The following is a 20,320-nucleotide window of genomic DNA, read 5'->3' as shown; positions in this document are numbered from 1 at the left end:
CAAAGCGCGGCGTGGCGGGCGCATTGCGTGGCGATGGCATCGGTGGCGGCCACGGCGCTGCAGCCTTGCGCGGCAGGCGTTCACTACGTGTTCTCCACGCGGGATCGGCCCATCAGAGGCGCCCAAAATCCCGGCCGGCCGGCTGACAAGGCCCGCGCCGACCCAATCCACCCCCAGAGTCACAGCCCCATGAAGATCCACGAATACCAAGGCAAGGAATTGCTGCGCCAGTTCGGCGTGCCGGTGCCGCGCGGCTACCCGGCCTTCACCGTCCAGGAGGCGGTGGAAGCCGCTCAGAAGCTCGGCGGCAACGTCTGGGTGGTGAAGGCGCAGATCCACGCCGGTGGTCGCGGCAAGGGCGGCGGCGTCAAGCTCGGCCGCTCCATTGACGACGTCAAGGCGCTGGCCGGCGAAATCCTGGGCATGCAGCTCAAGACGCACCAGACCGGCCCCGAAGGCCAGAAGGTCCGCCGCCTGCTGATCGAGGAAGGCGCCGACATCAAGAAGGAATACTACGTCGCCGCGCTGACCGACCGCGCAACGCAGAAGGTCGCGATGATGGCCAGCTCCGAAGGCGGCATGGACATTGAGGAAGTGGCCCACGCCACCCCCGAGAAGATCCTCAAGGTGTTCGTGGAGCCCGCCGCCGGCCTGACCGACGAGCAGGCCCTGTTCCTGGCCCAAGGCATCGGCGTTCCCGAAGCCAGCCAGGCGCAAGCGGTGGAAGTGCTCAAGGGCCTGTACCGCTGCTACATGGAAACCGACGCCTCGCTGGCCGAGATCAACCCGCTGATCCTGGAAGGCAACGGCAACATCAAGGCCCTGGACGCGAAGTTCAACTTCGACGCCAACGCCCTGTTCCGCCACCCCGAGATCGTCGCCTACCGCGACCTCGACGAAGAGGATCCGGCTGAAGTCGAGGCCTCCAAGTTCGACCTGGCCTACATCAGCCTGGACGGCAACATCGGTTGCCTGGTCAACGGCGCCGGCCTGGCCATGGCCACCATGGACACCATCAAGCTCTTCGGCGGCGAGCCGGCGAACTTCCTGGACGTCGGCGGCGGCGCCACGGCCGAGAAGGTCACCGAGGCCTTCAAGATCATGCTGAAGAACCCGGAAGTCAAAGGCATCCTGGTCAACATCTTCGGCGGCATCATGCGCTGCGACACCATCGCCGAAGGCGTGATCGCCGCTTGCAAGGCGGTGAACCTGTCCGTGCCGCTGGTCGTGCGCATGAAGGGCACCAACGAGGACCTGGGCAAGAAGATGCTGGCCGACTCCGGCCTGCCCATCATCTCGGCCGACACGATGGCCGAGGCCGCCACCAAGATCGTGGCCGCGGTGAAGTGATCCGCGCTGTCCTGCACTGAATCTCGGAAGAACACCCCATGAGCATCCTCATCAACAAGGACACCCGCGTCATCACCCAGGGCATCACGGGTAAGACCGGCCAGTTCCACACCCTGGGCTGCCAGGCCTACGCCAACGGCAAGAACTGCTTCGTCGCCGGCGTGAACCCCAAGAAGGCCGGCGAGAAGTTTGCCGACATTCCCATCTACGCCAGCGTCAAGGAAGCCAAGGGCGAAACCGGCGCCACCGTGTCGGTGATCTACGTGCCGCCCGCGGGCGCCGCTGCCGCCATCTGGGAAGCCGTGGAAGCCGACCTGGACCTGGCCATCTGCATCACCGAAGGCATCCCCGTACGGGACATGCTGGAAGTGCGCAACAAGATGAAGGCCAAGATCGCCGCCGGCGGCAAGGAAACGCTGCTGCTGGGCCCCAACTGCCCCGGCCTGATCACGCCCGACGAGATCAAGATCGGCATCATGCCCGGCCACATCCACCGCAAGGGCCGCATCGGCGTGGTCTCGCGCTCCGGCACGCTGACCTATGAAGCCGTGGCGCAGCTCACCGAAATCGGCCTGGGCCAGAGCTCGGCCGTGGGCATCGGCGGCGACCCGATCAATGGCCTCAAGCACATCGACGTGATGCGCATGTTCAACGACGATCCGGACACGGACGCCGTGATCATGATCGGCGAGATCGGCGGCCCCGACGAAGCCGAAGCCGCCCAATGGTGCAAGGCCAACATGAAGAAGCCCATCGTCGGCTTCATCGCCGGCGTCACCGCCCCGGCCGGCAAGCGCATGGGCCACGCCGGCGCGCTGATCTCCGGCGGCGCCGACACCGCTGACGCCAAGCTCGCCATCATGGAAGAGTGCGGCTTCAAGGTGACGCGCAACCCGTCCGAGATGGGCAAGCTGCTCAAGGCCATGCTCTAAGCAAGGCCTGCAACGCGCCGCCGCGGTTGGGAACAATTCCCGGCCGCGCGGCGCGGCGTTCGTAGTACTACGAACGCTGACGGCGGATTCGCTGCCTAAACTCCGGCGGCGCTCGAGGGGGCTTCGGCCCTCTTTCCTTTTCCCCCCTCCATTTCCGCTGTCGTCCCATGGAAATCATGTCCGCTGCCTTTTGGGCGGCCCTCGGTTCGATCATCGTCGCCAACATCCTGCTGTCGGGCGACAACGCCGTCGTGATCGCACTGGCCGCGCGTTCCCTGCCGCCGCACCAGCAAAAGAAGGCCATCTTCTGGGGCAGCGCCGCCGCCATCGTGATGCGAATCGTGCTCACGCTCATCGCGGTCAAGATGCTCTCGCTGCCCTACCTCAAGATCGTGGGCGGGCTGCTGCTGGTCTACATCGGCGTGACGCTGCTGCTGGAGGAGGACGACGAGGAGGACGACGGCAAGCACGCCAGCACCGGCATGATGGCCGCCATCCGCACCATCCTCGTGGCCGACCTGGTGATGAGCCTGGACAACGTGCTGGCCGTGGCCGCCGCGGCCAAGGGCGACACGGTGCTGCTGGTCGTGGGCCTGGGCGTGAGCATCCCGCTGATCATCTTCGGCAGCACCATGCTGCTCAAGGTGATGGAGCGCTTCCCCATCATCATCACGCTGGGCGCGGCGCTGCTGGGCTTCCTGGCCGGCGAGATGCTGCTCACCGACCCGGCCGTCACCGCCTGGTACGGCTCGGAGCTGCCGCACAGCACGGTCAACGTCGCCGGCGCCGTCGGCGCGCTCGCGGTGGTGGGCATCGGCCTGGCGCTGCAGCGCCGCTCGCGCGCGGCCAAGGAACGCGAGCAAGCCTCCGCTCAACGAGCCTGAGCTTCACAAGGCGCCCGCAGCGGCGCTCCGCACTGAAGCTGCCGGCCCGGCTCACGGCCGCCCTCACGACGCCCGCAAAGCGCAAGCTCCGCGGGCGTCGCGCTTTTGGAGTCCAGATCGCGCATTTTGGACAGGGTTTCCCATGCAATGGGCCCGCAACGGCCGAGGCTGCAGCAACTAAAGCTTGCCGCGGGGGCGGGCCTCTGGTGAAATCCAGTTTCCCGAAGGGGAGTAGCTCTCCAGCGCACCACGGGCCACTACGGCCGCGGCGCGCCGGATCGGCAGGTCGTCAATACGAAGCCATCGGCTTCCGGCCTGCCGGGCCATAACCAAAACTCCAGCCGAGCAAGACCTTCGACGCAGACCGCCCCGGGCGGGATGCTCGAAGGCGACCCCATGGGCGTCGGCGCGCGTTCTATCGCCGGAGGCGGTGTGCATTAGGTCCTTCCTTTGCAACCGTCCCTTTCGGAGAACCCATGGAGTTTTTTTCCCCCGCCTGGTTTTCGGCCCTGGCCGCCATCGTCCTGATCGACCTCGTGCTGGCCGGCGACAACGCCATCGTGATCGCGCTGGCCGCGCGCAGCCTGCCGCAGCACCTGCAGCGCAAGGCCATCCTGTGGGGCACCGTCGGCGCCATCGCCATGCGCTCGCTCATGACGCTGGGCGTGGTGTGGCTGCTCAAGGTCCCGGGGCTGATGCTCGTGGGCGGCCTGGGCCTGGTGTGGATCGCCTACAAGCTGCTGGCACCGCAAGCGGAAGAGGGCGCGCACGGCGGCCCCGTCACCAACACCTTCTGGGGCGCGATGCGCACCATCGTCATTGCCGACGCACTCATGGGCGTGGACAACGTGCTGGGCGTGGCCGGCGCGGCGCACGGCGCCTTCGACCTGGTGGTCATCGGCCTGCTCATCAGCGTGCCCATCGTGGTGTGGGGCAGCTCCATAGTGCTCAAGCTGGTCGAGCGCTTCCCCGCCATCACCTACATCGGCGCGGGCGTGCTGGCCTTCACGGCGGCCAAGATGATCGTGGGCGAGCCGCTGCTGGACGCCGTGTTCGACCCGCACCTGGCCGCGCGCCTGGCGCTGTACGTGCTACTGGTGGTCGGCGTGCTGGGCGCGGGCTGGCTGACGGCGCGTCGCGCAACGGGCGCCATGCAATCGCAATCCCCGGCGGCCTGAGAACCGTCATCCCTGGAGGCATCCCATGGAAATGATCGCTGCGTTCGTTGACGATGCCGCTCAGGCGCTGCGCGTGCTCCAGCCCCTGGCCGGGCCCAACACGCACTGGCTGCTGGTGGGCTGCGCGCCCAAGCTCACGCATCGCGTGAGCAAGTGGGTGTCGCACAGCAACCGCGAGCAGTGGCGCGCGCGCTGGGCGTCACAGCTCTTCAGCGAGTTGCGCCCGCAACTGGCCGGTGCGCGCGTGGAAACGCTGGTGGCGCGCCGCCCGCTGGCCGAGGTGGCGCAGCAGCTGCAACTGCGCCACGGGCGGGGCCTGCGCCTCATAGACGCGCGCCGCCCGCGCATGGGCCAGCCGCACGAGGCGCTGCCCACGGGCCTGGTGGAAGCGCCGCCCATGCAGGACCGCTGGACGGTGCCCATTGCCGTCACCTCCGGCCTCACGCTGGTGCTCACGCTCAGCGACTGAAGGCGCAGCGGCTGCGCCGGGGCCCCGTGCTAAGGTCCCCGCACCGGGATACGGCACGGGGCGGCGGCGCATGGCAAAAAGTCTGGTGGCATGGTGGCGACGGCGGCGCGAGCCGCCGCCGTCCGACTCCACCCTGGAGACGGATGCCGATGCCGCCGGAGAAGGCCTGCCCGCGGGCCTGCTGTTCGCGGGGCTGCGCGTGGAGCGGCTCATAGGCCGCGGCGCGCTGGGTGCGGTGTACCTGGCGCGCGATCCCGCCACCGGCACGGCGCTAGCGCTCAAGACGCTGCCGCTGGGCAGCGGCGGCGGCGGCGGCGGCGGCGATGCTTCCCAGCAGGCGCTGCGCCAAGCCTTCAACATGGAAGCCGAGGCCGCGCGGCGGCTGCGCCACCCCGACATCGTCCAGGTGCTGGACGCCGGCCAAGCGCAAGGCCTGGGCTACCTCGTGATGGAGCTCGTGCCCGGCTGCGACCTGGCCCGCTACACGCACCCCGCGCGGCTGCTGCCGGAACCGCTGGTGCTGGAAATCGGCGCGCGGCTGGCGCTGGCGCTGGCCTACGCACACCGGCAGGGCGTGCTGCACCGCGACGTCAAGCCCGCCAACGTCATGCTTCACCTGCCCACGGGCCACTTGAAACTCATGGACTTCGGCCTGGCGAGGGTGCACGACGCCACGCGCACCCGCAGCGGGCTGCTGCTGGGCACGCCGGCCTTCATGGCGCCGGAGCTGCTGGCCGGCACCAGCGCCGACGCGCGCAGCGACCTCTACGCCCTGGCGGCCATGCTGTTCCAACTGCTCACGGGGCGGCTGCCGCACGAGGGCGATTCCATGGGCCACCTGCTGCAGTCCATCGCCCGCGACGAGCCCAAGCCGCTGCACGCGCTGCGCCCGGACCTGCCTCCGCTGCTGTCGGCGCTGATGGCACGCGCCCTCTCGCGCGCACCCGCGCAGCGCGAGGCCGACGGGCTGGTGCTGGCCGAGCAATTGCGGGCGATTGCCGACGCTTCTTGGCCGGGAGGCCGCCGAAGCCGATGAGATAATCGCGGCGTTCCATTTACGGAGACTGCATTGGACCAGAGTCACCCTCGGTGACCGTCCACTCCGACGCGTGACCGCCTGGCGGACCCACGGGGGGTGAGGCGGTTCACGACACCACCAGCGGGCCCGGCATGGCACCTCAAGCCTGCGCGCTGCGCCCCGCACACACACACGCGTCGTTGGAGATGGGCAGATGCTCAATGTGTTCACGTTGGAAGCCGGCAAGCTCAAGGGCCGGCTGCTGCAGGACGACTTTCGCGATACCGCCGCGCTGAACGCGCTCAAGCCGGTGTGGGTTGATCTCGAAGCGCCCACGGAAGAGGAAAAGGCCTGGGTGCACGCCCGCTTCGGACTGGAGCTGCCGGCCGACATCGTGGACGAGGACCTGGAGGAATCGGCGCGCTTTTACGAAGAGGACAACGGCGAGCTGCACATGCGCTCGGACTTCCTCATCGACGCCGACAAGAGCCACGACGAGCAGGGCTCGCGCAGCGTGCGCGTGGCCTTCATCCTGCGCGACAACGTGCTGTTCTCCGTGCATGCCGAGGACTTGCCGGTGTTCCGGCTGCTGCGGCTGCGTGCGCGGCGCATCCCGGCGCTGATCGAGGACGCCAAGGACGTACTGCTCAAGCTCTACGACGCCGACGCCGAGTACAGCGCCGACGCGCTGGAGAGCATCTACGACAGCCTGGAGCAGGTCAGCCAGCGCGTGCTCAAGGAAGAAGTCAACGATGTGGTGGCCGGCGAGGCGCTCACCGCCATCGCGCGCGAGGAAGACCTGAACGGCCGCATCCGCCGCAACGTCATGGACACGCGCCGCGCGCTGAGCTTTCTCATGCGCAGCCGCATGCTCAATGCCGAGCAGTTCGAGGAGGCGCGCCAGATCCTGCGCGACATCGACTCGCTGGACAGCCACACGGCCTTCCTGTTCGACAAGATCAACTTCCTGATGGACGCCACCGTCGGCTTCATCAACATCAACCAGAACAAGATCATCAAGATCTTCTCGGTGGCCTCCGTGGCGCTGCTGCCGCCCACGCTCATCGCCAGCCTCTACGGCATGAACTTCAAGTTCATGCCGGAGCTGGAATGGGAAATGGGCTACCCCTTCGCGCTGGCGCTCATGTTCTTCAGCGTCATCACGCCCTTCTGGTACTTCAAGCGCAAAGGCTGGCTCTGAGGCGGCGACGCCTCGCCGCCTGAGCGCATCTTCAAGCCGCCTTGCGCGCGCACGAAAAAAACGGGGCACCGTCATGACGGTGCCCCGCGTCTCATAAAGACTGCCGTGCCGCGCCCCGAAGCGAACGAGGGAGGGAGGGAGGAGGAGAAGCGCTTGCGGGATTGCAGCCAGCGGCGCTGGCGGGCAGCACAGCAGAAAACCAAATTGCCGGCCTGGATGACACCGGCAGGACAGATGAGACAACACACCGCCCGTCCGGTTCCACCACTGTGATTCGCAGTTACGTTTGCATTAAGTCTGCAACGCGAATCTGCTTGTTCCCTTGGGAGAGGTTTGCATCCGGAGCGCAGTTCCAGGATTTCCATAGGGAAATCACTACGGGCACCTAGAATGCGCGGTTCTGTCTCAAGTCAAGCCCGCTGCAGAAAAAGGCCGCCTGTCATGCTTTATCCCGAGCTCTTCAAGCAACTCGAAGCCGTCCGCTGGAACATGGACACCGATATTCCATGGGACCGCTTCGACGCCTCGCAGCTCAGCGACGAGCAGGCGCGCACCATCAAGATGAACGCCATCACCGAGTGGGCGGCGCTGCCGGCCACCGAGATGTTCCTGCGCGACAACCGTGGCGACAGCGACTTCTGCGGCTTCATGAGCGTGTGGTTCTTCGAGGAGCAGAAGCACTCGCTGGTGATGATGGAGTACCTGCGGCGCTTCCGTCCCGACCTGCTGCCAACCGAGGCCGAGCTGCACGAGGTGCGCTTCGAGTTCGACCCGGCCCCGCCGCTGGAGACGCTGATGCTGCACTTCTGCGGCGAAGTGCGCCTGAACCACTGGTACCGCCGCGCCGCCGAGTGGCACACCGAGCCGGTGATCAAGGCCATCTACGAAACCCTGGCCCGCGACGAGGCCCGCCACGGCGGCGCCTACCTGCGCTACATGAAGCGTGCCCTGGTGCAGCACGGCGACGAGGCCCGCCTGGCCTTCGCCAAGGTCGGCGTGCTCATGGCCAGCGCCCGCCGTACCTCGCAGCCGCTGCACCCGACGAACCTGCACGTCAACGAGAAGCTCTTCCCGCGCGACACGGTGCAAAGCCGCCTGCCCGACCCCGATTGGCTGGAGCAGTGGCTGGACAAGCAGATCCAGTTCGACGCGAGCTGGGAAACCAAGGTCGTCGAACGCCTGCTGCACAACCTGAGCCTGCTCATGGGCCAGGACTTCACCTCCGTGCAGGCGCTCAACCGCTTCCGCAAGGAGCTCTCCGTGAAACTGGCCGCCCAACAGGCCGACGCCACGTCCGACGCGGCCTGAGTTCCCAAAGCAACTTCTCCCGTGCCCTGGCGCCGCCCCTGCGGCCGGCGGCACGGCGCAAATGAAAAGGCTTCCCTCGGGAAGCCTTTTCGCTTTTCAACGCAGCTCAGCGCGGCGCCTGCCTGGAGGCCAGGCTCACGGCCAGCGCGCCCAACAGACCGGCCGCCACGCCCGCCGCGTGGGCCTGCGGCGCGATGGCGACGTCCCAGGCGATGCCGCCTGCTCCGGCGCTCCAGGGCCACCACGGCGACTCGGCCCACAGCTTCGCCAGCAGACCCAGCCACACCGCCGCGCCCACGGCGCGCCAGCGTCCGCGGCGCGCCAGCAGCGCCGTGCTGGCCACCGCCACGCCCGCGTGCAGCACGCCGGAGAGGCCGCCGTAATGCGGCAGCGGCGGCGCCGTCCACAACGCCAGCGCCAGGTGCGTGAGCGGCCACGCCAGCGCCCAAGCCAGCGCCTCGCGCGGCCTCACCTCGGCCGCGCAGCCGTAGAGCGCCAGCACCAGCAGCCCGGCCGCGTTGGCGGCCAGGTGCATCGGCGTCCAGTGCACCCAGGCGGCTGTCCACAGCCGCCAGGGCTGCGCCAGCCAGCGGTCGGGCTGGCCGTCGAGCAGGTCATTGAGGGAAGAGGGCAGCGCGAAAGCGAGCACCGCACCCACGCCCAGCAGCGCGGCCAGCCCAAGCCAGGCGCGGCAGCCCGCGAACACGGCGGAAGGGGTGCAGTGGGCGGCCGGCGCGGGGGCGGACACCTGGGCCGGCGCACGGGCCGGCCCGCCCGGCGGCTTGGGAGCGGAAGTGCCGGCCGCGCCGTCGCGGCGGCTCAATCAAACACCGCGTGCCACAGCGCGAGGACGGCCTCGCGCTGCGCCGCAAGCTGCTCCTGCGGGAACTGCGTGGGCTGCTCGTCCAGCCGCGCGCGGTGTTGGGCGCGGCGCAGCTCGCGGTAGGCCGCCGCTGCCGCCTGGCCCACGCCCGCGGGCAGCAGCGCGGCCTCCTCGGCGCGCTGCATCAGCGCGATGTTGCCCACGTTGTCCAGCAACTGCGCGTGGCGCTGCCCATGCGCCAGCACCAGGAACTGCACGGCGAACTCGGCGTCCACCATGCCGCCGGGGCTGTGCTTGACGTCGAAGAGGCCGTCCTTCACCGGGCGCGCGGTGCGCATCTTGTCGCGCATGGCCTGCACCTCCTGGCGCAGCGCCAGCGCGTCGCGCTGGGCGCTGAGCACCGAGCGGCGTATCTGCTCGAAGCGCGCGCCGATGTCGGCGTCGCCCGCCGAGAAGCGGGCCCGCGTGAGCGCCTGGTGTTCCCAGGTCCAGGCCGTGTTGCTGCCGCGGCCGAGCTGGTAGCGCTCGAAGGCCTGCAGCGACGTCACCAGCAGCCCGGAATTGCCGTTGGGCCGCAGCGCGGTGTCGATCTCGAACAGCTCGCCGGCCGAGGTGCGCAGCGTCAGCCACGTGATGAGCTTGCGGACGAACGCGGCGTAGACCTCGGGGGCGCGGTCGTCCTCGTCGTCGAAGAGGAAGACCACGTCCAGGTCGCTGCCGTAGCCCAGTTCCTTGCCGCCGAGCTTGCCGTAGGCGATGACAGCGAATCGCGGCGCCTCGCGGTGCCGGTTGCGCAGGTGCAGCCAGCCCCAGTGCAGCGTGCGCTCCAGCACCACGTCGGCCAGGGCGGAGAGGTCGTCGGCGACCTGCTCCACGGTGATGTGGCCTTCCACGTCGCGCACCAGGGTGCGGAACACCTCGGCGTGGTGGGCGCGGCGCAGGGTGTCGAGCAGCGCCTCTTCCGAAGCCTCGCCGGAGCGCTCCCAGGCGGCGTGGCGCTCGTCGAGCTCGCGGGCGAAGGCTTCGCGGTCGAAGCGCTGGTCGATGATGCGGCGGTCGGCCAGCTCGTCGATCACGCCCGGGTGGCGCATCAGGTAGCGCATGGGCCAGCGCGCCAGGCCCAGCAGCCGCAGCAGCCGCGCCTGCACCTCGGGGCGCTCCACCAACAGCGCGAAGTAGCTCTCGCGCCGCATCAGCGGCTCCAGCCAGTCGATGAAGCGCAGCGCCGCGTTGGCCGTGCAGTTCTGGCGCTCCACCGCGTCGGCCGCGCGCTGCACCAGCCGCGCCAGGCGCAGCTTGCTGTCGTCGCGCAGGGCCTGCAGCTTGGGCTGGCTCACCCACTGGCGCACGCGCTGGCCCAGCTCGGCCGGCAGCTTTTGCAGAAAAGCCTCGTCGTCCACCGGCAGCGGCGTGCCGCCACAGTGGCGGCAGCCGTTGGAGCGCGCGGGCGGGCTGCGGCCGTCGTGCAGCAGGGCGTCGAATTCGAGCGCGACGAACTCGCGCGTCTCGCCCAAGCGGTCCAGCAGCTCGCAAGCGTCGGCGCTGCAGGTCAGCTCCAGGCTGCGGGCGATCCAGTTGAGGTCGCCGTCCACCGTGGGCAGCAGGTGCGTCTGCTGGTCGTCCAGGTATTGGATGCGGTGCTCGATGCGGCGCAGAAAGCTGTAGGCGCTGGCCAGCCGCTCGGCGGTGGCCGGCGGCATCATCCCGTGCGCGGTGAGCTTTTGCAGCGCGCGCAGCGTGGAGCGGGTGCGGATCTCGGGGAACTGCCCGCCGCGCACCACCTGCAGCAGTTGCACGATGAACTCGATCTCCCGGATCCCGCCGCGCGAGAGTTTTACATCGTTGGCCCGCTCGGGCCTTCCGGCGGCGCGGCGCTGGGCTTCTTCGCGTATGCGCAGGTGCAGCTGGCGCAAGCCCTCGAACACGCCGTAGTCCAGGTAGCGGCGGTAGACGAAAGGCGTCACCAGGTTGCGCAACTGCAGCGCGCGCCCGCTGGTGACGGCCGCACGCGGCGCCACCACGCGGCTCTTGAGCCAGGCAAAGCGCTCCCACTCGCGGCCCTGTGCGAAGAAGTAGGTCTCTAGCATGGCCAGGCTCACCACCGGCGGGCCGGAGTTGCCGTTGGGCCGCAGCGCCAGGTCCACGCGGAAGACGAAGCCGTCGTCCGTGGTGTCGCCTATGAGCGCGTACAGCCGCTTGACGACCTTGGAGAAGTACTCGTGCGCGGTGATGGGCACGGCGCCGTCGGTCTCGCCCTCTTCCTCATAGACGTAGATGAGGTCGATGTCCGAGGAGACGTTGAGCTCGCGCGCGCCCAGCTTGCCCATGCCGACGATCCACAGCTCTATGGGCTGCCCTTCGGCGTTGCGGGGCTCGCCGTGGCGCTCGGACTCCTCGGCGCGCGCCTGGGCCAGCGCCGCTTCCAGCGTGGTCTCGGCCAGCGCCGTCATGGCGGAGGTGACGTCCTCCAAGCTGGCGCGCTGCTCCACGTCCAGCACCGCCAGCCGCTCCAGGACGAGCTGCCGAGCGATGCGCAGCGCCGAGGCCAGCGGGCGCCCGGCGGCGGTGAGAGTGTCGATGAGGGCCTGGATCGTCGTGCCGTCAGGCACGCCCTCTGCCAGGAGGGGGAGAAGATCGGCATGACGGCGGCGCACGCGCTGCACGAAACGGCTGTGCTCCGCCAGTGCGGGCGGCGGAACATCGGTCGAGATTGGTGAAGCGGAAGCCATCGTGCCGGCAAAACCCCGTGTGCTAGATTCGACCGGGTCATGGAGCGGCATCGGAAACTCGACCGCGCTCGCGTCCGGTTCCCCGATCACCTGTTGTACCTGTCGCGCCGCACGACCGGCGGGCGTTCCGACATGCCTCCAATCCCCCCCGATCCCACAGCCCGCCGCGTGTCGCGCTGGCCCTTGGGCCTGCGGCTGGCGGCCGGGCTGTTGATCGCGGCGTGGAGCCTACTGCTGGTGGGCCTGGCCGTGCTGCACTGGGTCATATTGCCCCACGCCCGCGAGTGGCTGCCTTACTTCGAATCGCATGCGAGCCGCTCGCTCGGTGTACCCGTGCGCGTGGGCGACCTGGAGCTCCGCGGCGGCGGCTGGGTGCCGGCGCTGGAGCTGCGCGACGTGGTGCTGCTGGACGTCCACCAGCGCGAGGCGCTGCGGCTGCCGCGCGTGTCGGCGGCGGTGTCGGTGCGGTCCCTGCTGACGCTGCGGCTGCGCATGGAGCAGCTCGTCATCGACGGCGCGCAACTGGACCTGCGCCGCGACGCCCAGGGCCGCCTCTTCGTGGCCGGTCTGCCGATCTCGCAAGGCCCCGACGACGGCAAGAGCGACGACACGTCGCTGGCCGACTGGTTCTTCGCCCAACCCGAATTCCTGGTGCGCAACGCGCAAGTGCGCTGGACGGACGAGCAGCGCGGCGCCGCCCCGCTGGCGCTCACGCAGGTGCAACTGCTGCTGCGCAACGGGCTACGCCGCCACGAGCTGCGGCTGGACGCCACGCCGCCGTCCGCCTGGGGCCAGGCCTGGACGCTGCAGGGCCGATTCACCCAGCCGCTGCTGGCGCGCGCGGCCGACTTCAAGCGCTGGCGCGGCACGCTGCACGCCGACCTGCCGGCCGTGGACTTCGTCCCGCTGCAGCAATACGTGGATCTGCCCGCGGCGGTGCACGGCGGCCAGGGCGCCGTGCGCGCCTGGCTGGAGCTGGAGCGCGGCCAGGCGCGCGAGGCCACGCTGGACCTGGCCCTGCGCGCCGTGGACCTGCGCCTGCCGGACCACGAGCCCCTGGCGCTGGCGCAAGTGCAGGGCCGGCTCACCGCGCAGCGTGGCGAGGAGCGCTACACCTTCACCGCCCAAGGCCTGGGCTTCACCACCGACGACCGGTTGCAATGGCCCGCCGGCAACGCGCGGCTGCAGTGGCGCCACGACGGCCAGGGCGGCGAGCTGCAGGCCGACCGGCTGGACCTGGCGCTGCTGGCGCGGCTGATGAGCCGTGTGCCGCTGCCCAAGCCCGTGGAGGCGCAACTGGCCACGCTGCAGCCCGCCGGCGTGGTCAGCGGGCTGCAACTGCGCTGGGACGGCCCTGCCGAGCAGCCGGCGCACTACCGCGCCAAGGGCCGCGTGCAGGGCCTGTCGCTGTCCGGCGCGGCGGCGGGGAAAAGCGGCGACATCGGCCGCCCGGGCCTGCAGGGGCTGGATGCCGACTTCGAAGCCACCGAGGCCGGCGGCAGCGCGCGCCTGGCCGTGGCACAGGGCGCACTGGAATTCCCCGGCCTCTTCGAGCAGCCCACGCTGCCGGTGGAGCGTTTCACGGCCGTGCTGGCCTGGCGGCTGCAGACGGCCGCCGCCCCCAGCGCCCCCAAGTACGAAGTGCTGCTGCGTGACGTCAAGCTGCTCAATGCCGACGCGCAGGCCGAGTTCAACGCCACCTGGCGCACCGACGCCCAAGGCCGCCTGCCCGGCACGCTGGAGCTGGAGGGCAAGCTCCAGCGCGGCCGCGCCCAAGCCGTGGCGCGCTACCTACCGCTGACGCTGCCGGCCGACACCCGGCACTGGGTGGAGCAGGCCGTGCGCGGCGGGCGCATCCCGCAGGCCACGTTCAAGGTGCGCGGCAACCTGGACGATTTCCCCTTCCGCCGCGCCGCCAGCGGCGAGTTCCGCATCGCCGGCCAGGTGGAGGACGTGACCCTGGCCTACGTCCCCGACGACGCCACCTGGCCCGTCTTCACCCAGGCCGCGGGCGAGCTGGTCTTCGAGCGCATGTCCATGCAGTTGCGCAACGTGCACGCCCGCGTGGCCAACCATGCGCTGGAGCTCACCGGCGTCAACGGCGGCATGGCCGACATGGCGCAGGCCACGCTGCGCATCGAGGGCGTGGGCCGCGGCGTGGCGGCGGACATGCTGCGCTTCGTGGACACGTCGCCCGTGGGCGGCTGGATGGACAAGGCCCTTTCCGGCGCCACCGCCACCGGCAACGCCGAGCTGCGGCTGGCGCTGCAGATGCCGCTGTCCGACCTGGACCAGACCGCCGTGCAGGGCAGCGTGCTGCTGGCGGGCAACGACGTGCGCATCGTCCCCGACGCGCCGCTGATGGCGGCCGCCCGTGCGCGCGTGGATTTCAACCGCCAGCGCATCACGCTCACCGGCGGGGCGCGCGTGTTGGGCGGCGACGCGGTGTTCGAGGGCGGCACGCAGGGCGACGGCACGCTGCGCTTCACCGGCAACGGCGTGGCCAGCGCCGAGGGGCTGCGCCGTGCGACGGAGCTGGGCCTGGTGGCGCGGCTGGCCGGCGCCTTCAGCGGCCAGTCGCCCTACCGGCTGGTGGTGGCGGTGCGGCAGGGGCATCCGGAAATACAGGTGACCAGCAACCTGGTGGGCATGGCGTCCGACTTGCCCGCGCCGCTGCACAAGGCCGCCGAGGCGGCGCTGCCGTTGCAGGTGAGCTCCCGCGTGGTGTCCGAAGGTGCCACGCCGCAACTGGAGCACTGGCACGTGGACGCCGCTGGCCTGTTCCAGGCCCAGGCCGTGCGCGACCTGCAACGCAAGGACGCCGACGGCAGCCCGCTGCTGCTGCGCGGCGGCTTGGGCGTCCTCACCCCCGTGCCCCAGCCGGCCCAAGGCTTCGGCTTGGCCCTGGCGCTGCCCGCGCTGGACGTGGACGCGTGGGAACAGGCGTTGGAGCGGCTGTCGCAGCCACTGCCGGCCAGCAACGGCGCGGCAGGGGCCACGGGCACGGCAGCCAACGGCGGCGCCCCGGCGCTGGACGCCTCGCTGCCCCTGAGCGCCTCGCTGCAGGTCGGCCAGATGCTGGTGCACGGCCGGCGGCTGGACCAGGTGGTGGCCGGCATCTCGCGCGCGGGCGGCGACCCGACCTGGCGCGCCAACCTGCACGCGCAGCAGCTCGACGGCCACGTCGAATACCGTCCCGGCGCCGGCACGCAGGCCGGCCAGGTGCGTGCCCGCCTGGCGCGGCTGGCGCTGCCGCCCAGCGAGGCGCAGCAGGTGGAAAACATGCTGGCGCAGGCGCCGTCCACGGTGCCGGCGCTGGACATCGTGGTGGAAGATTTCGAGCTCGGCGGCCGCGACCTGGGCCGCGCCGAGATCCAGGCCGTCAACCGCCGCACCGTGGGCCGGCAGGCCGAATGGCAGCTGGACCGCCTCTCGCTCACCACGGCCGAGGCCGAGCTCAAGGCGCTGGGCCGCTGGGTGCCGGCGCCGGGCGGGCAGCGCCGCATGGTGATGGACTTCCGCATGGACCTGGCTGACGGCGGCGCGCTGCTGGAGCGGCTGGGCTTTGGCGGCGTGCTGCAGGGCGGCAAGGGCCGGCTGCAAGGCGAGGTGTCGTGGCCCGGCTCGCCGCTGGCGCCGGACCCCGCGCGCATGGACGGCCAGTTGCGTCTGGACCTGCAGCAGGGCCGTTTCCTGAAGGCTGGCGCCGGCGCGGGGCGGCTGCTGTCGGTGCTGAGCCTGCAATCCATACCGCGGCGGCTGACGCTGGATTTCCGCGACGTGTTCCTGCAGGGCTTTGCCTTCGACAACATCACCGGCGACGTGCACATCGACGACGGCGTGGCCGACACCAACAACCTGCTCATGCGCGGCCTGCAGGCGGCGGTGCTGATGGAAGGCAAGGCCGACCTCGCCCGCGAGACGCAGGACTTGCACGTGGTGGTGGTGCCCGAGATCAACGCCGGCACGGCGTCGCTGGCCTATGCGGCCATCAACCCGGCGGTGGGTTTAGGCACCTTCCTGGCCCAGCTTTTCCTGCGCAAGCCGCTCATGCAGGTCGGCACGCGCGAATTCCAGATCACCGGCTCGTGGAGCGACCCGCAGGTGGCGCGCCTGGAGCGCGCGGCCGACAAGCCGCTGCCCAACCTGGACCCGTCGCCGCCCCCGGGTGCGGCCGCCGCGGCGTCCAGCCCGCGCAGCTCGCAAAACTGATTTCCCGCCAAGTTTGGGTTTGAACCTTGGCGGGCCTATCGACGATTGATTGGGAGAACCGCCAGATGAAACTCGCCGCGCTGCAAATGGTCTCCACGCCGGACGTGGACCGCAATCTGAAAGCCGCCGACCGGCTGATTGCCGACGCTGCCGCCCAAGGTGCCACGCTGGCCTCGCTGCCGGAATACTTTTGCCTGATGGGCGAAAACGACCGCGACAAGCTGCGCATCGCGGAAAACGACGGCAGCGGCCCCATCCAGGAGTTCCTTTCCAGCCAGGCCAAAAGCCGCGGCCTGTGGCTGATTGGCGGCACGCTGCCCATTCGCGCGCTGGACGGCGCGCGCGTGCGCAACGCCTGCTGCGTCTACGGCCCCAATGGCGAACGCGCCGCGCGCTACGACAAGCTGCATTTATTCGCCTTCGACAACGGCCGCGAACATTACGACGAGGCCGTGGCGCTGGAGCCCGGCGACTCGCCGGTGGCGGTGCAAGCCGGCGATTTGCGCGTGGGTTTGTCCGTCTGCTATGACCTGCGTTTCCCCGAGCTGTATCGGGCCATGAGTTTCGAATCCGGACAGAAGCCGTGCGACGTGATCAGCGTCCCGGCCGCGTTCACCTACACAACGGGAAAAGCCCATTGGGAATTGCTGCTGCGCACCCGCGCCGTGGAAAACCAGTGCTACGTGGTGGCCGCGGCGCAAGGCGGCAAGCACGAAAACGGCCGCCGCACCTGGGGGCACAGCATGGTGATCGACCCGTGGGGCGAGGTTTTGGCGGTGGTTGAAGAGGGCGAGGGCATCGCCATTGCGGAATTCAGCCCCGAGCGCATGGGCGAAGTGCGGGTGCAATTGCCGGCACTGGGGCACAGGCGGATTTAAAAAGCGCCTTTGGCCAGCCGCTTCCAAATAATTTGGCGGCTGGCAAAAATAATTTTTCATTCCAATCAGGTCAGAAACGCCGCCATCATTTACCGAGCGGGCACGGCGACGCCGGCAACTGGCTTTTATTTTCAAAAATGTGAAGTTACACTCGTCGGCACGGGATATTGATTCCGCGCCGCAATATTTCCTATCCGATATTTTTCAAGAAACGCCTGCCATGGACACCAGCATCTACAGCACCTATACCTGGACCTCGATTCCCGCCCCGGGCACTTCGCCAGCCAATGCCCAATTGCTGAAGGCGGCCAAGAGTTTGCTGCAGGGCATTTACGGCTACACCGCCGGCAGCCCGGATTATTTGCCCGGCTCCTACACCTTGCCCGCCAACCCGAACACGGATTACTGGATACACGCGAAAGAGGATACCCGCGTGCTGTGGCCGGCAGTGAATGGCCAGCGGTGATCTGGCGCAGCGTGCCGGGCACGTCGCCGCAATACTGGAGCGGCACGGTGCAGGAAGCCCGCATCGCCGATATAGGAGCCAATACCAACGCGGTGGCCGACTGCCATACCGACTGCAGCGGCTTCATCACATCTTTATTCACTTACGTGAACAGCCAAGGCGTGGCCACTGTGTTTTCCGATTGGCAGGCAGGCCAGGACAATTCCATACCCGAAGCCGGCTGTTTCGATCCGCCGGGCACGGGCGACGGCCTGTGCCAAAGCCCCAATGCGAAGAATTACTTCACCTGTTTCACCCGGGGCCTCAATGGCTTTCAACCCGTGATCCTGGCCGAAATCCAGCCGGGCGATTTATTGGCATTTGCCAATACCAAGGACCAAAGCGACAGCGGGCACGTGATGCTGGTCGTGGCGGTGAGCCAGGATCCATCGGACAGCAGCGGCAGTACCCAATTCGTGGTCGTGGCCGATGAAACCATGGACGCGCATGACGACGATTCCCGCGGGACGACACAACACGGGGTGGGTTTAGGGATTGCCAAACTCGTCCAGACCAGCGGCGGACTGGAGTTTTATTGGAAGGGGAGCAGTGTGGCGGCGCAACAGTGTGCACCGGCGTTGGGGAGGGCGGTGGTGAATCAGTTGTTGTAATGTCGTTCGGTAGAACGGCATTTTTAAATTTCAAAATCAGCACCCAAACAAAAAAAGGCGCCGTCGGCGCCTTTTTTTACCTTCTCCCAAACATCATCTGCCGCGCCAGCGCCGATTTCAACGGCGGCACCGCCTGCAATAAAGCCAGGCCCAGCGCCCGCGCCGTCGGCAATCCCGGGACTTGCCAGGTAAACGTGCGCGCCAGGAAATCGGTGACGGCGATGGTGCTCCAGCGGTCCGGGGCGCGTTGAAACTCAACGCGGCGCAGGGCGGATTCGATGGAATCCGCGCGCTTGAGCGCGTGCACCAGGGTATAGGCGTCGCGCAAACCCAGGTTCAAACCCTGGCCCGCCACCGGGTGCAGGGTTTGGGCGGCATTGCCGATTCTCACGGTGCGCTCGCGCGCCAAAGTCCGCTCGGCATTCAACCCAAGCGCAAAGGCTTTCATGGGCGTCAATGAAACCAGCCGCCCGGCTTCGGCCGGAAATATCGAGGACAAAACCGCCAGGCGCTGGGCGTCAGTCAAATCCTTCACCGGGTCGTCGCTGCTGTCCACGCACCACACCAGCGAGGCGCGCTGCGCGCCGTCCGCGCCCATAGGTAATGGGAGTAAGGCAGCCGGGCCTTGGCGGGTAAATCGTTCTATGGCCAAACCGGGGCGGGCGCCTTGCAGGGTGACGGTGCCAATCCAGGCCGTCTGGCCGTAGTCGCGCGCGATGGTCTTGCGCGCCTGCTCGGCAAAGACGCCGCCCTCGGCCACCACGGCCAGGTCGTAGGTTTCGGCGATGCCGGCGTCCACTTCCACGCCGCCGGGCACGGGCTTGAACGAGGCCACGGGAGTGCCGAAGCGGGTGAACAGGCGTTGCGGCTCGCCTTGGGCCTGCTCAAACCAGGCGCGCTGCAGCGGCGCGACCACCGCGCCGTAGGACAACACGGCGCCCAGCATGGGCACGCCTTCATCGCGGGCGCGGATGTTCACCTGCGGCTGGCCACCCAGGGGCAACGTACCGGGAGGCTGTTGCGAAACCATCACCTCCTGGATGGGCTGCGCGCTGGCGGCATCCCAGGCGCGCAACTGCTGGAGCATCTGCACGCTGCCCAGCGAGAGGGCCAGCACGCGGGGGTCGCCGCTCACGTCCTTGTCGGCGGGGCGAGCGTCGAACAGCGTGATCTGCGCCTGCGGCAGATGGCGCGCAGCCAGCAGGCCCAGCGCCAGGCCCACCGGGCCGGCGCCCACCACGGCAATGCGCAGGGGCGGCGCGCCGACGGCGGCGGAGGTGGCCTGCGGGGAGGAGATAGGGGTGCTGCTGCTCATGCTTGTCGTCCGTCTTGTGCGTTCAGGGCGGCCAGCCGTTCAGGCGTGCCCACGTCGGTCCAGGCGCCGCTCCAGCGCTCGGCGCCCAACGCGCGGCGGGCCATGGCCGCTTCCAGGTAGGGGCGCAGCGGCGCCTTGGCGCCGGGAGGCAGGTCGGCCATCAGCTCTTCCACGAAGCTGCGGCGGAACAGCCCCAGGCTGGTCCAGGTGAACTTCTCGTCGGCCTCGCGCACGGCCAGGCCGTCGCGGATGCCGAAGTCGCCCGCGGGGTGGTGGAGCGGATTGCCGGTCAGCCAGAGCTTGCCGAGCTGACCGCAGGCTTCGAAGCGGCGTACCGCGTCGGCGTCAAAGGGAAATTGCGGCGTGAACACGTCGCCGGAGACCACCCAGAAGATTTCGCCCAGCAACGGCAGCGCTTTTTTCATACCGCCCGCGGTTTCCAGCGCGCCGCCGTGGTCGTGGCCCTCGTGGGAATACAGGATCTCCACGCCGTAGCGCGCGCCGTCGCCCAGCGCGGGCTCGAACTGCTCCTCCAGCCACGCGGTGTTGACCACCACGCGGCGCACGCCCGCGCGCGCCAGGTTGAACAGGTGCCATTCGATGAGCCGCCGTCCCTGCACGGACAGCAGCGGTTTGGGGGTCTGGTCGCTCAGCGGGCGCATGCGCTCGCCGCGGCCGGCGGCCAGGATCAGGGCAGTCACGGTCATGCGCGGCAGTGTAGGTGGGGCCTTTCCACGCCTCTTTGACGCGCCTGTGCACAAGGCTGTGATCAGCTTGAACAACAACTTGGGCTTGTCCACAGCCCCCACCCCTTCGCCGACGTTTGTTCTCTGTTGGCCCCTTTGCAATCAGGCGGCCGGTCCCCAGCCTTCGGCCGCGCGCAAGTTCGCGAGGGAAAAGAACAAAC

The 20,320-nt window shown here is 69.0% G+C and carries 16 protein-coding genes; 12 read left to right on the top strand and 4 right to left on the bottom strand.

Going from position 1 to position 20,320, the window contains the following annotated elements:
- Positions 1–189: 189 nt before the first annotated feature.
- From sucC to SM757_RS07250, 8 genes are all read left to right on the top strand, one after another.
- The gene (gene sucC / locus SM757_RS07285; protein WP_066330569.1) at positions 190–1,350 is read left to right on the top strand and encodes an ADP-forming succinate--CoA ligase subunit beta; all 1,161 of its coding nucleotides are present in this window, start codon (positions 190–192) and stop codon (positions 1,348–1,350) included.
- A 38-nt stretch (positions 1,351–1,388) separates the two neighbouring features.
- On the top strand, positions 1,389–2,282 hold the full coding sequence (sucD, locus tag SM757_RS07280; RefSeq protein ID WP_066330568.1) for a succinate--CoA ligase subunit alpha: 894 nt from the start codon (positions 1,389–1,391) through the stop codon (positions 2,280–2,282).
- A gap of 167 nt (positions 2,283–2,449) precedes the next feature.
- Positions 2,450–3,166, top strand: coding sequence for a TerC family protein (locus SM757_RS07275; RefSeq protein WP_322464951.1), 717 nt, complete (start codon positions 2,450–2,452; stop codon positions 3,164–3,166).
- A gap of 476 nt (positions 3,167–3,642) precedes the next feature.
- Complete coding sequence (locus SM757_RS07270; protein ID WP_066330565.1) at positions 3,643–4,344, top strand: TerC family protein; 702 nt, start codon at positions 3,643–3,645, stop codon at positions 4,342–4,344.
- A 25-nt stretch (positions 4,345–4,369) separates the two neighbouring features.
- Positions 4,370–4,813 (top strand): hypothetical protein, encoded by a 444-nt coding sequence (locus SM757_RS07265; protein WP_066330564.1) that lies wholly within the window; start codon positions 4,370–4,372, stop codon positions 4,811–4,813.
- A 70-nt stretch (positions 4,814–4,883) separates the two neighbouring features.
- Entirely contained in the window at positions 4,884–5,849 is a 966-nt protein-coding gene (locus tag SM757_RS07260) for a serine/threonine-protein kinase (RefSeq protein ID WP_322464950.1), read from the top strand.
- A 196-nt stretch (positions 5,850–6,045) separates the two neighbouring features.
- The gene (gene corA, locus SM757_RS07255) at positions 6,046–7,032 is read left to right on the top strand and encodes a magnesium/cobalt transporter CorA (RefSeq protein WP_066330562.1); all 987 of its coding nucleotides are present in this window, start codon (positions 6,046–6,048) and stop codon (positions 7,030–7,032) included.
- 441 nt (positions 7,033–7,473) lie between these two features.
- Positions 7,474–8,340, top strand: a complete 867-nt coding sequence (locus SM757_RS07250; protein ID WP_066330561.1) for a ferritin family protein — start codon at positions 7,474–7,476, stop codon at positions 8,338–8,340.
- Positions 8,341–8,446: 106 nt separating this feature from the next.
- On the opposite strand, the gene rrtA is transcribed toward SM757_RS07250, so the two are convergent.
- Both rrtA and glnE read right to left on the bottom strand, forming a co-directional pair.
- The gene (gene rrtA, locus SM757_RS07245) at positions 8,447–9,163 is read right to left on the bottom strand and encodes a rhombosortase (RefSeq protein ID WP_322464949.1); all 717 of its coding nucleotides are present in this window, start codon (positions 9,161–9,163) and stop codon (positions 8,447–8,449) included.
- Positions 9,160–11,892 (bottom strand): bifunctional [glutamate--ammonia ligase]-adenylyl-L-tyrosine phosphorylase/[glutamate--ammonia-ligase] adenylyltransferase, encoded by a 2,733-nt coding sequence (gene glnE / locus SM757_RS07240; protein WP_322464948.1) that lies wholly within the window; start codon positions 11,890–11,892, stop codon positions 9,160–9,162. The genes rrtA and glnE overlap by 4 nt, the downstream gene beginning before the upstream one ends.
- A gap of 132 nt (positions 11,893–12,024) precedes the next feature.
- On the opposite strand from glnE, the gene SM757_RS07235 reads away from it, so the two are divergent.
- From SM757_RS07235 to SM757_RS07220, 4 genes are all read left to right on the top strand, one after another.
- Entirely contained in the window at positions 12,025–16,104 is a 4,080-nt protein-coding gene (locus tag SM757_RS07235) for a YhdP family protein (protein ID WP_322464947.1), read from the top strand.
- A gap of 65 nt (positions 16,105–16,169) precedes the next feature.
- On the top strand, positions 16,170–16,982 hold the full coding sequence (locus SM757_RS07230; RefSeq protein ID WP_322464946.1) for a carbon-nitrogen hydrolase family protein: 813 nt from the start codon (positions 16,170–16,172) through the stop codon (positions 16,980–16,982).
- Positions 16,983–17,202: 220 nt separating this feature from the next.
- Positions 17,203–17,448, top strand: coding sequence for a hypothetical protein (locus SM757_RS07225; protein WP_322464945.1), 246 nt, complete (start codon positions 17,203–17,205; stop codon positions 17,446–17,448).
- Complete coding sequence (locus SM757_RS07220; RefSeq protein WP_322464944.1) at positions 17,421–18,098, top strand: hypothetical protein; 678 nt, start codon at positions 17,421–17,423, stop codon at positions 18,096–18,098. Before SM757_RS07225 ends, SM757_RS07220 begins: the two co-directional genes overlap by 28 nt.
- Before the next feature lie 76 nt (positions 18,099–18,174).
- Here SM757_RS07220 and SM757_RS07215 read toward each other — a convergent pair whose 3' ends face one another.
- Together SM757_RS07215 and SM757_RS07210 are read right to left on the bottom strand one after the other, a co-directional pair.
- Positions 18,175–19,413: an FAD-dependent monooxygenase gene (locus SM757_RS07215; protein WP_322464943.1), complete on the bottom strand. Its 1,239-nt coding sequence runs from the start codon at positions 19,411–19,413 to the stop codon at positions 18,175–18,177.
- The gene (locus tag SM757_RS07210; RefSeq protein WP_322464942.1) at positions 19,410–20,120 is read right to left on the bottom strand and encodes a nucleotidyltransferase family protein; all 711 of its coding nucleotides are present in this window, start codon (positions 20,118–20,120) and stop codon (positions 19,410–19,412) included. The genes SM757_RS07215 and SM757_RS07210 overlap by 4 nt, the downstream gene beginning before the upstream one ends.
- Positions 20,121–20,320: the final 200 nt, after the last annotated feature.

Origin of the sequence: Azohydromonas lata, assembly GCF_034427735.1 — a bacterium.
Taxonomy (GTDB): Bacteria; Pseudomonadota; Gammaproteobacteria; order Burkholderiales; family Burkholderiaceae_C; genus Azohydromonas; species Azohydromonas lata.
The sequence above is the reverse complement of the archived record's forward strand: the minus strand, read 5'-3'. Positions and strand labels throughout refer to the sequence as shown.

Excerpts from the sequence above, each read along its gene's own strand:
- sucC (WP_066330569.1), top strand. The coding sequence starts at position 190 with ATGAAGATCCACGAATACCAAGGCAAGGAATTGCTGCGCCAGTTCGGC.
- sucD (WP_066330568.1), top strand. The coding sequence starts at position 1,389 with ATGAGCATCCTCATCAACAAGGACACCCGCGTCATCACCCAGGGCATC.
- SM757_RS07275 (WP_322464951.1), top strand. The coding sequence starts at position 2,450 with ATGGAAATCATGTCCGCTGCCTTTTGGGCGGCCCTCGGTTCGATCATC.
- SM757_RS07270 (WP_066330565.1), top strand. The coding sequence starts at position 3,643 with ATGGAGTTTTTTTCCCCCGCCTGGTTTTCGGCCCTGGCCGCCATCGTC.
- SM757_RS07265 (WP_066330564.1), top strand. The coding sequence starts at position 4,370 with ATGGAAATGATCGCTGCGTTCGTTGACGATGCCGCTCAGGCGCTGCGC.
- SM757_RS07260 (WP_322464950.1), top strand. The coding sequence starts at position 4,884 with ATGGCAAAAAGTCTGGTGGCATGGTGGCGACGGCGGCGCGAGCCGCCG.
- corA (WP_066330562.1), top strand. The coding sequence starts at position 6,046 with ATGCTCAATGTGTTCACGTTGGAAGCCGGCAAGCTCAAGGGCCGGCTG.
- SM757_RS07250 (WP_066330561.1), top strand. The coding sequence starts at position 7,474 with ATGCTTTATCCCGAGCTCTTCAAGCAACTCGAAGCCGTCCGCTGGAAC.
- glnE (WP_322464948.1), bottom strand. The coding sequence starts at position 11,892 with ATGGCTTCCGCTTCACCAATCTCGACCGATGTTCCGCCGCCCGCACTG.
- SM757_RS07235 (WP_322464947.1), top strand. The coding sequence starts at position 12,025 with ATGCCTCCAATCCCCCCCGATCCCACAGCCCGCCGCGTGTCGCGCTGG.
- SM757_RS07230 (WP_322464946.1), top strand. The coding sequence starts at position 16,170 with ATGAAACTCGCCGCGCTGCAAATGGTCTCCACGCCGGACGTGGACCGC.
- SM757_RS07225 (WP_322464945.1), top strand. The coding sequence starts at position 17,203 with ATGGACACCAGCATCTACAGCACCTATACCTGGACCTCGATTCCCGCC.
- SM757_RS07215 (WP_322464943.1), bottom strand. The coding sequence starts at position 19,413 with ATGAGCAGCAGCACCCCTATCTCCTCCCCGCAGGCCACCTCCGCCGCC.
- SM757_RS07210 (WP_322464942.1), bottom strand. The coding sequence starts at position 20,120 with ATGACCGTGACTGCCCTGATCCTGGCCGCCGGCCGCGGCGAGCGCATG.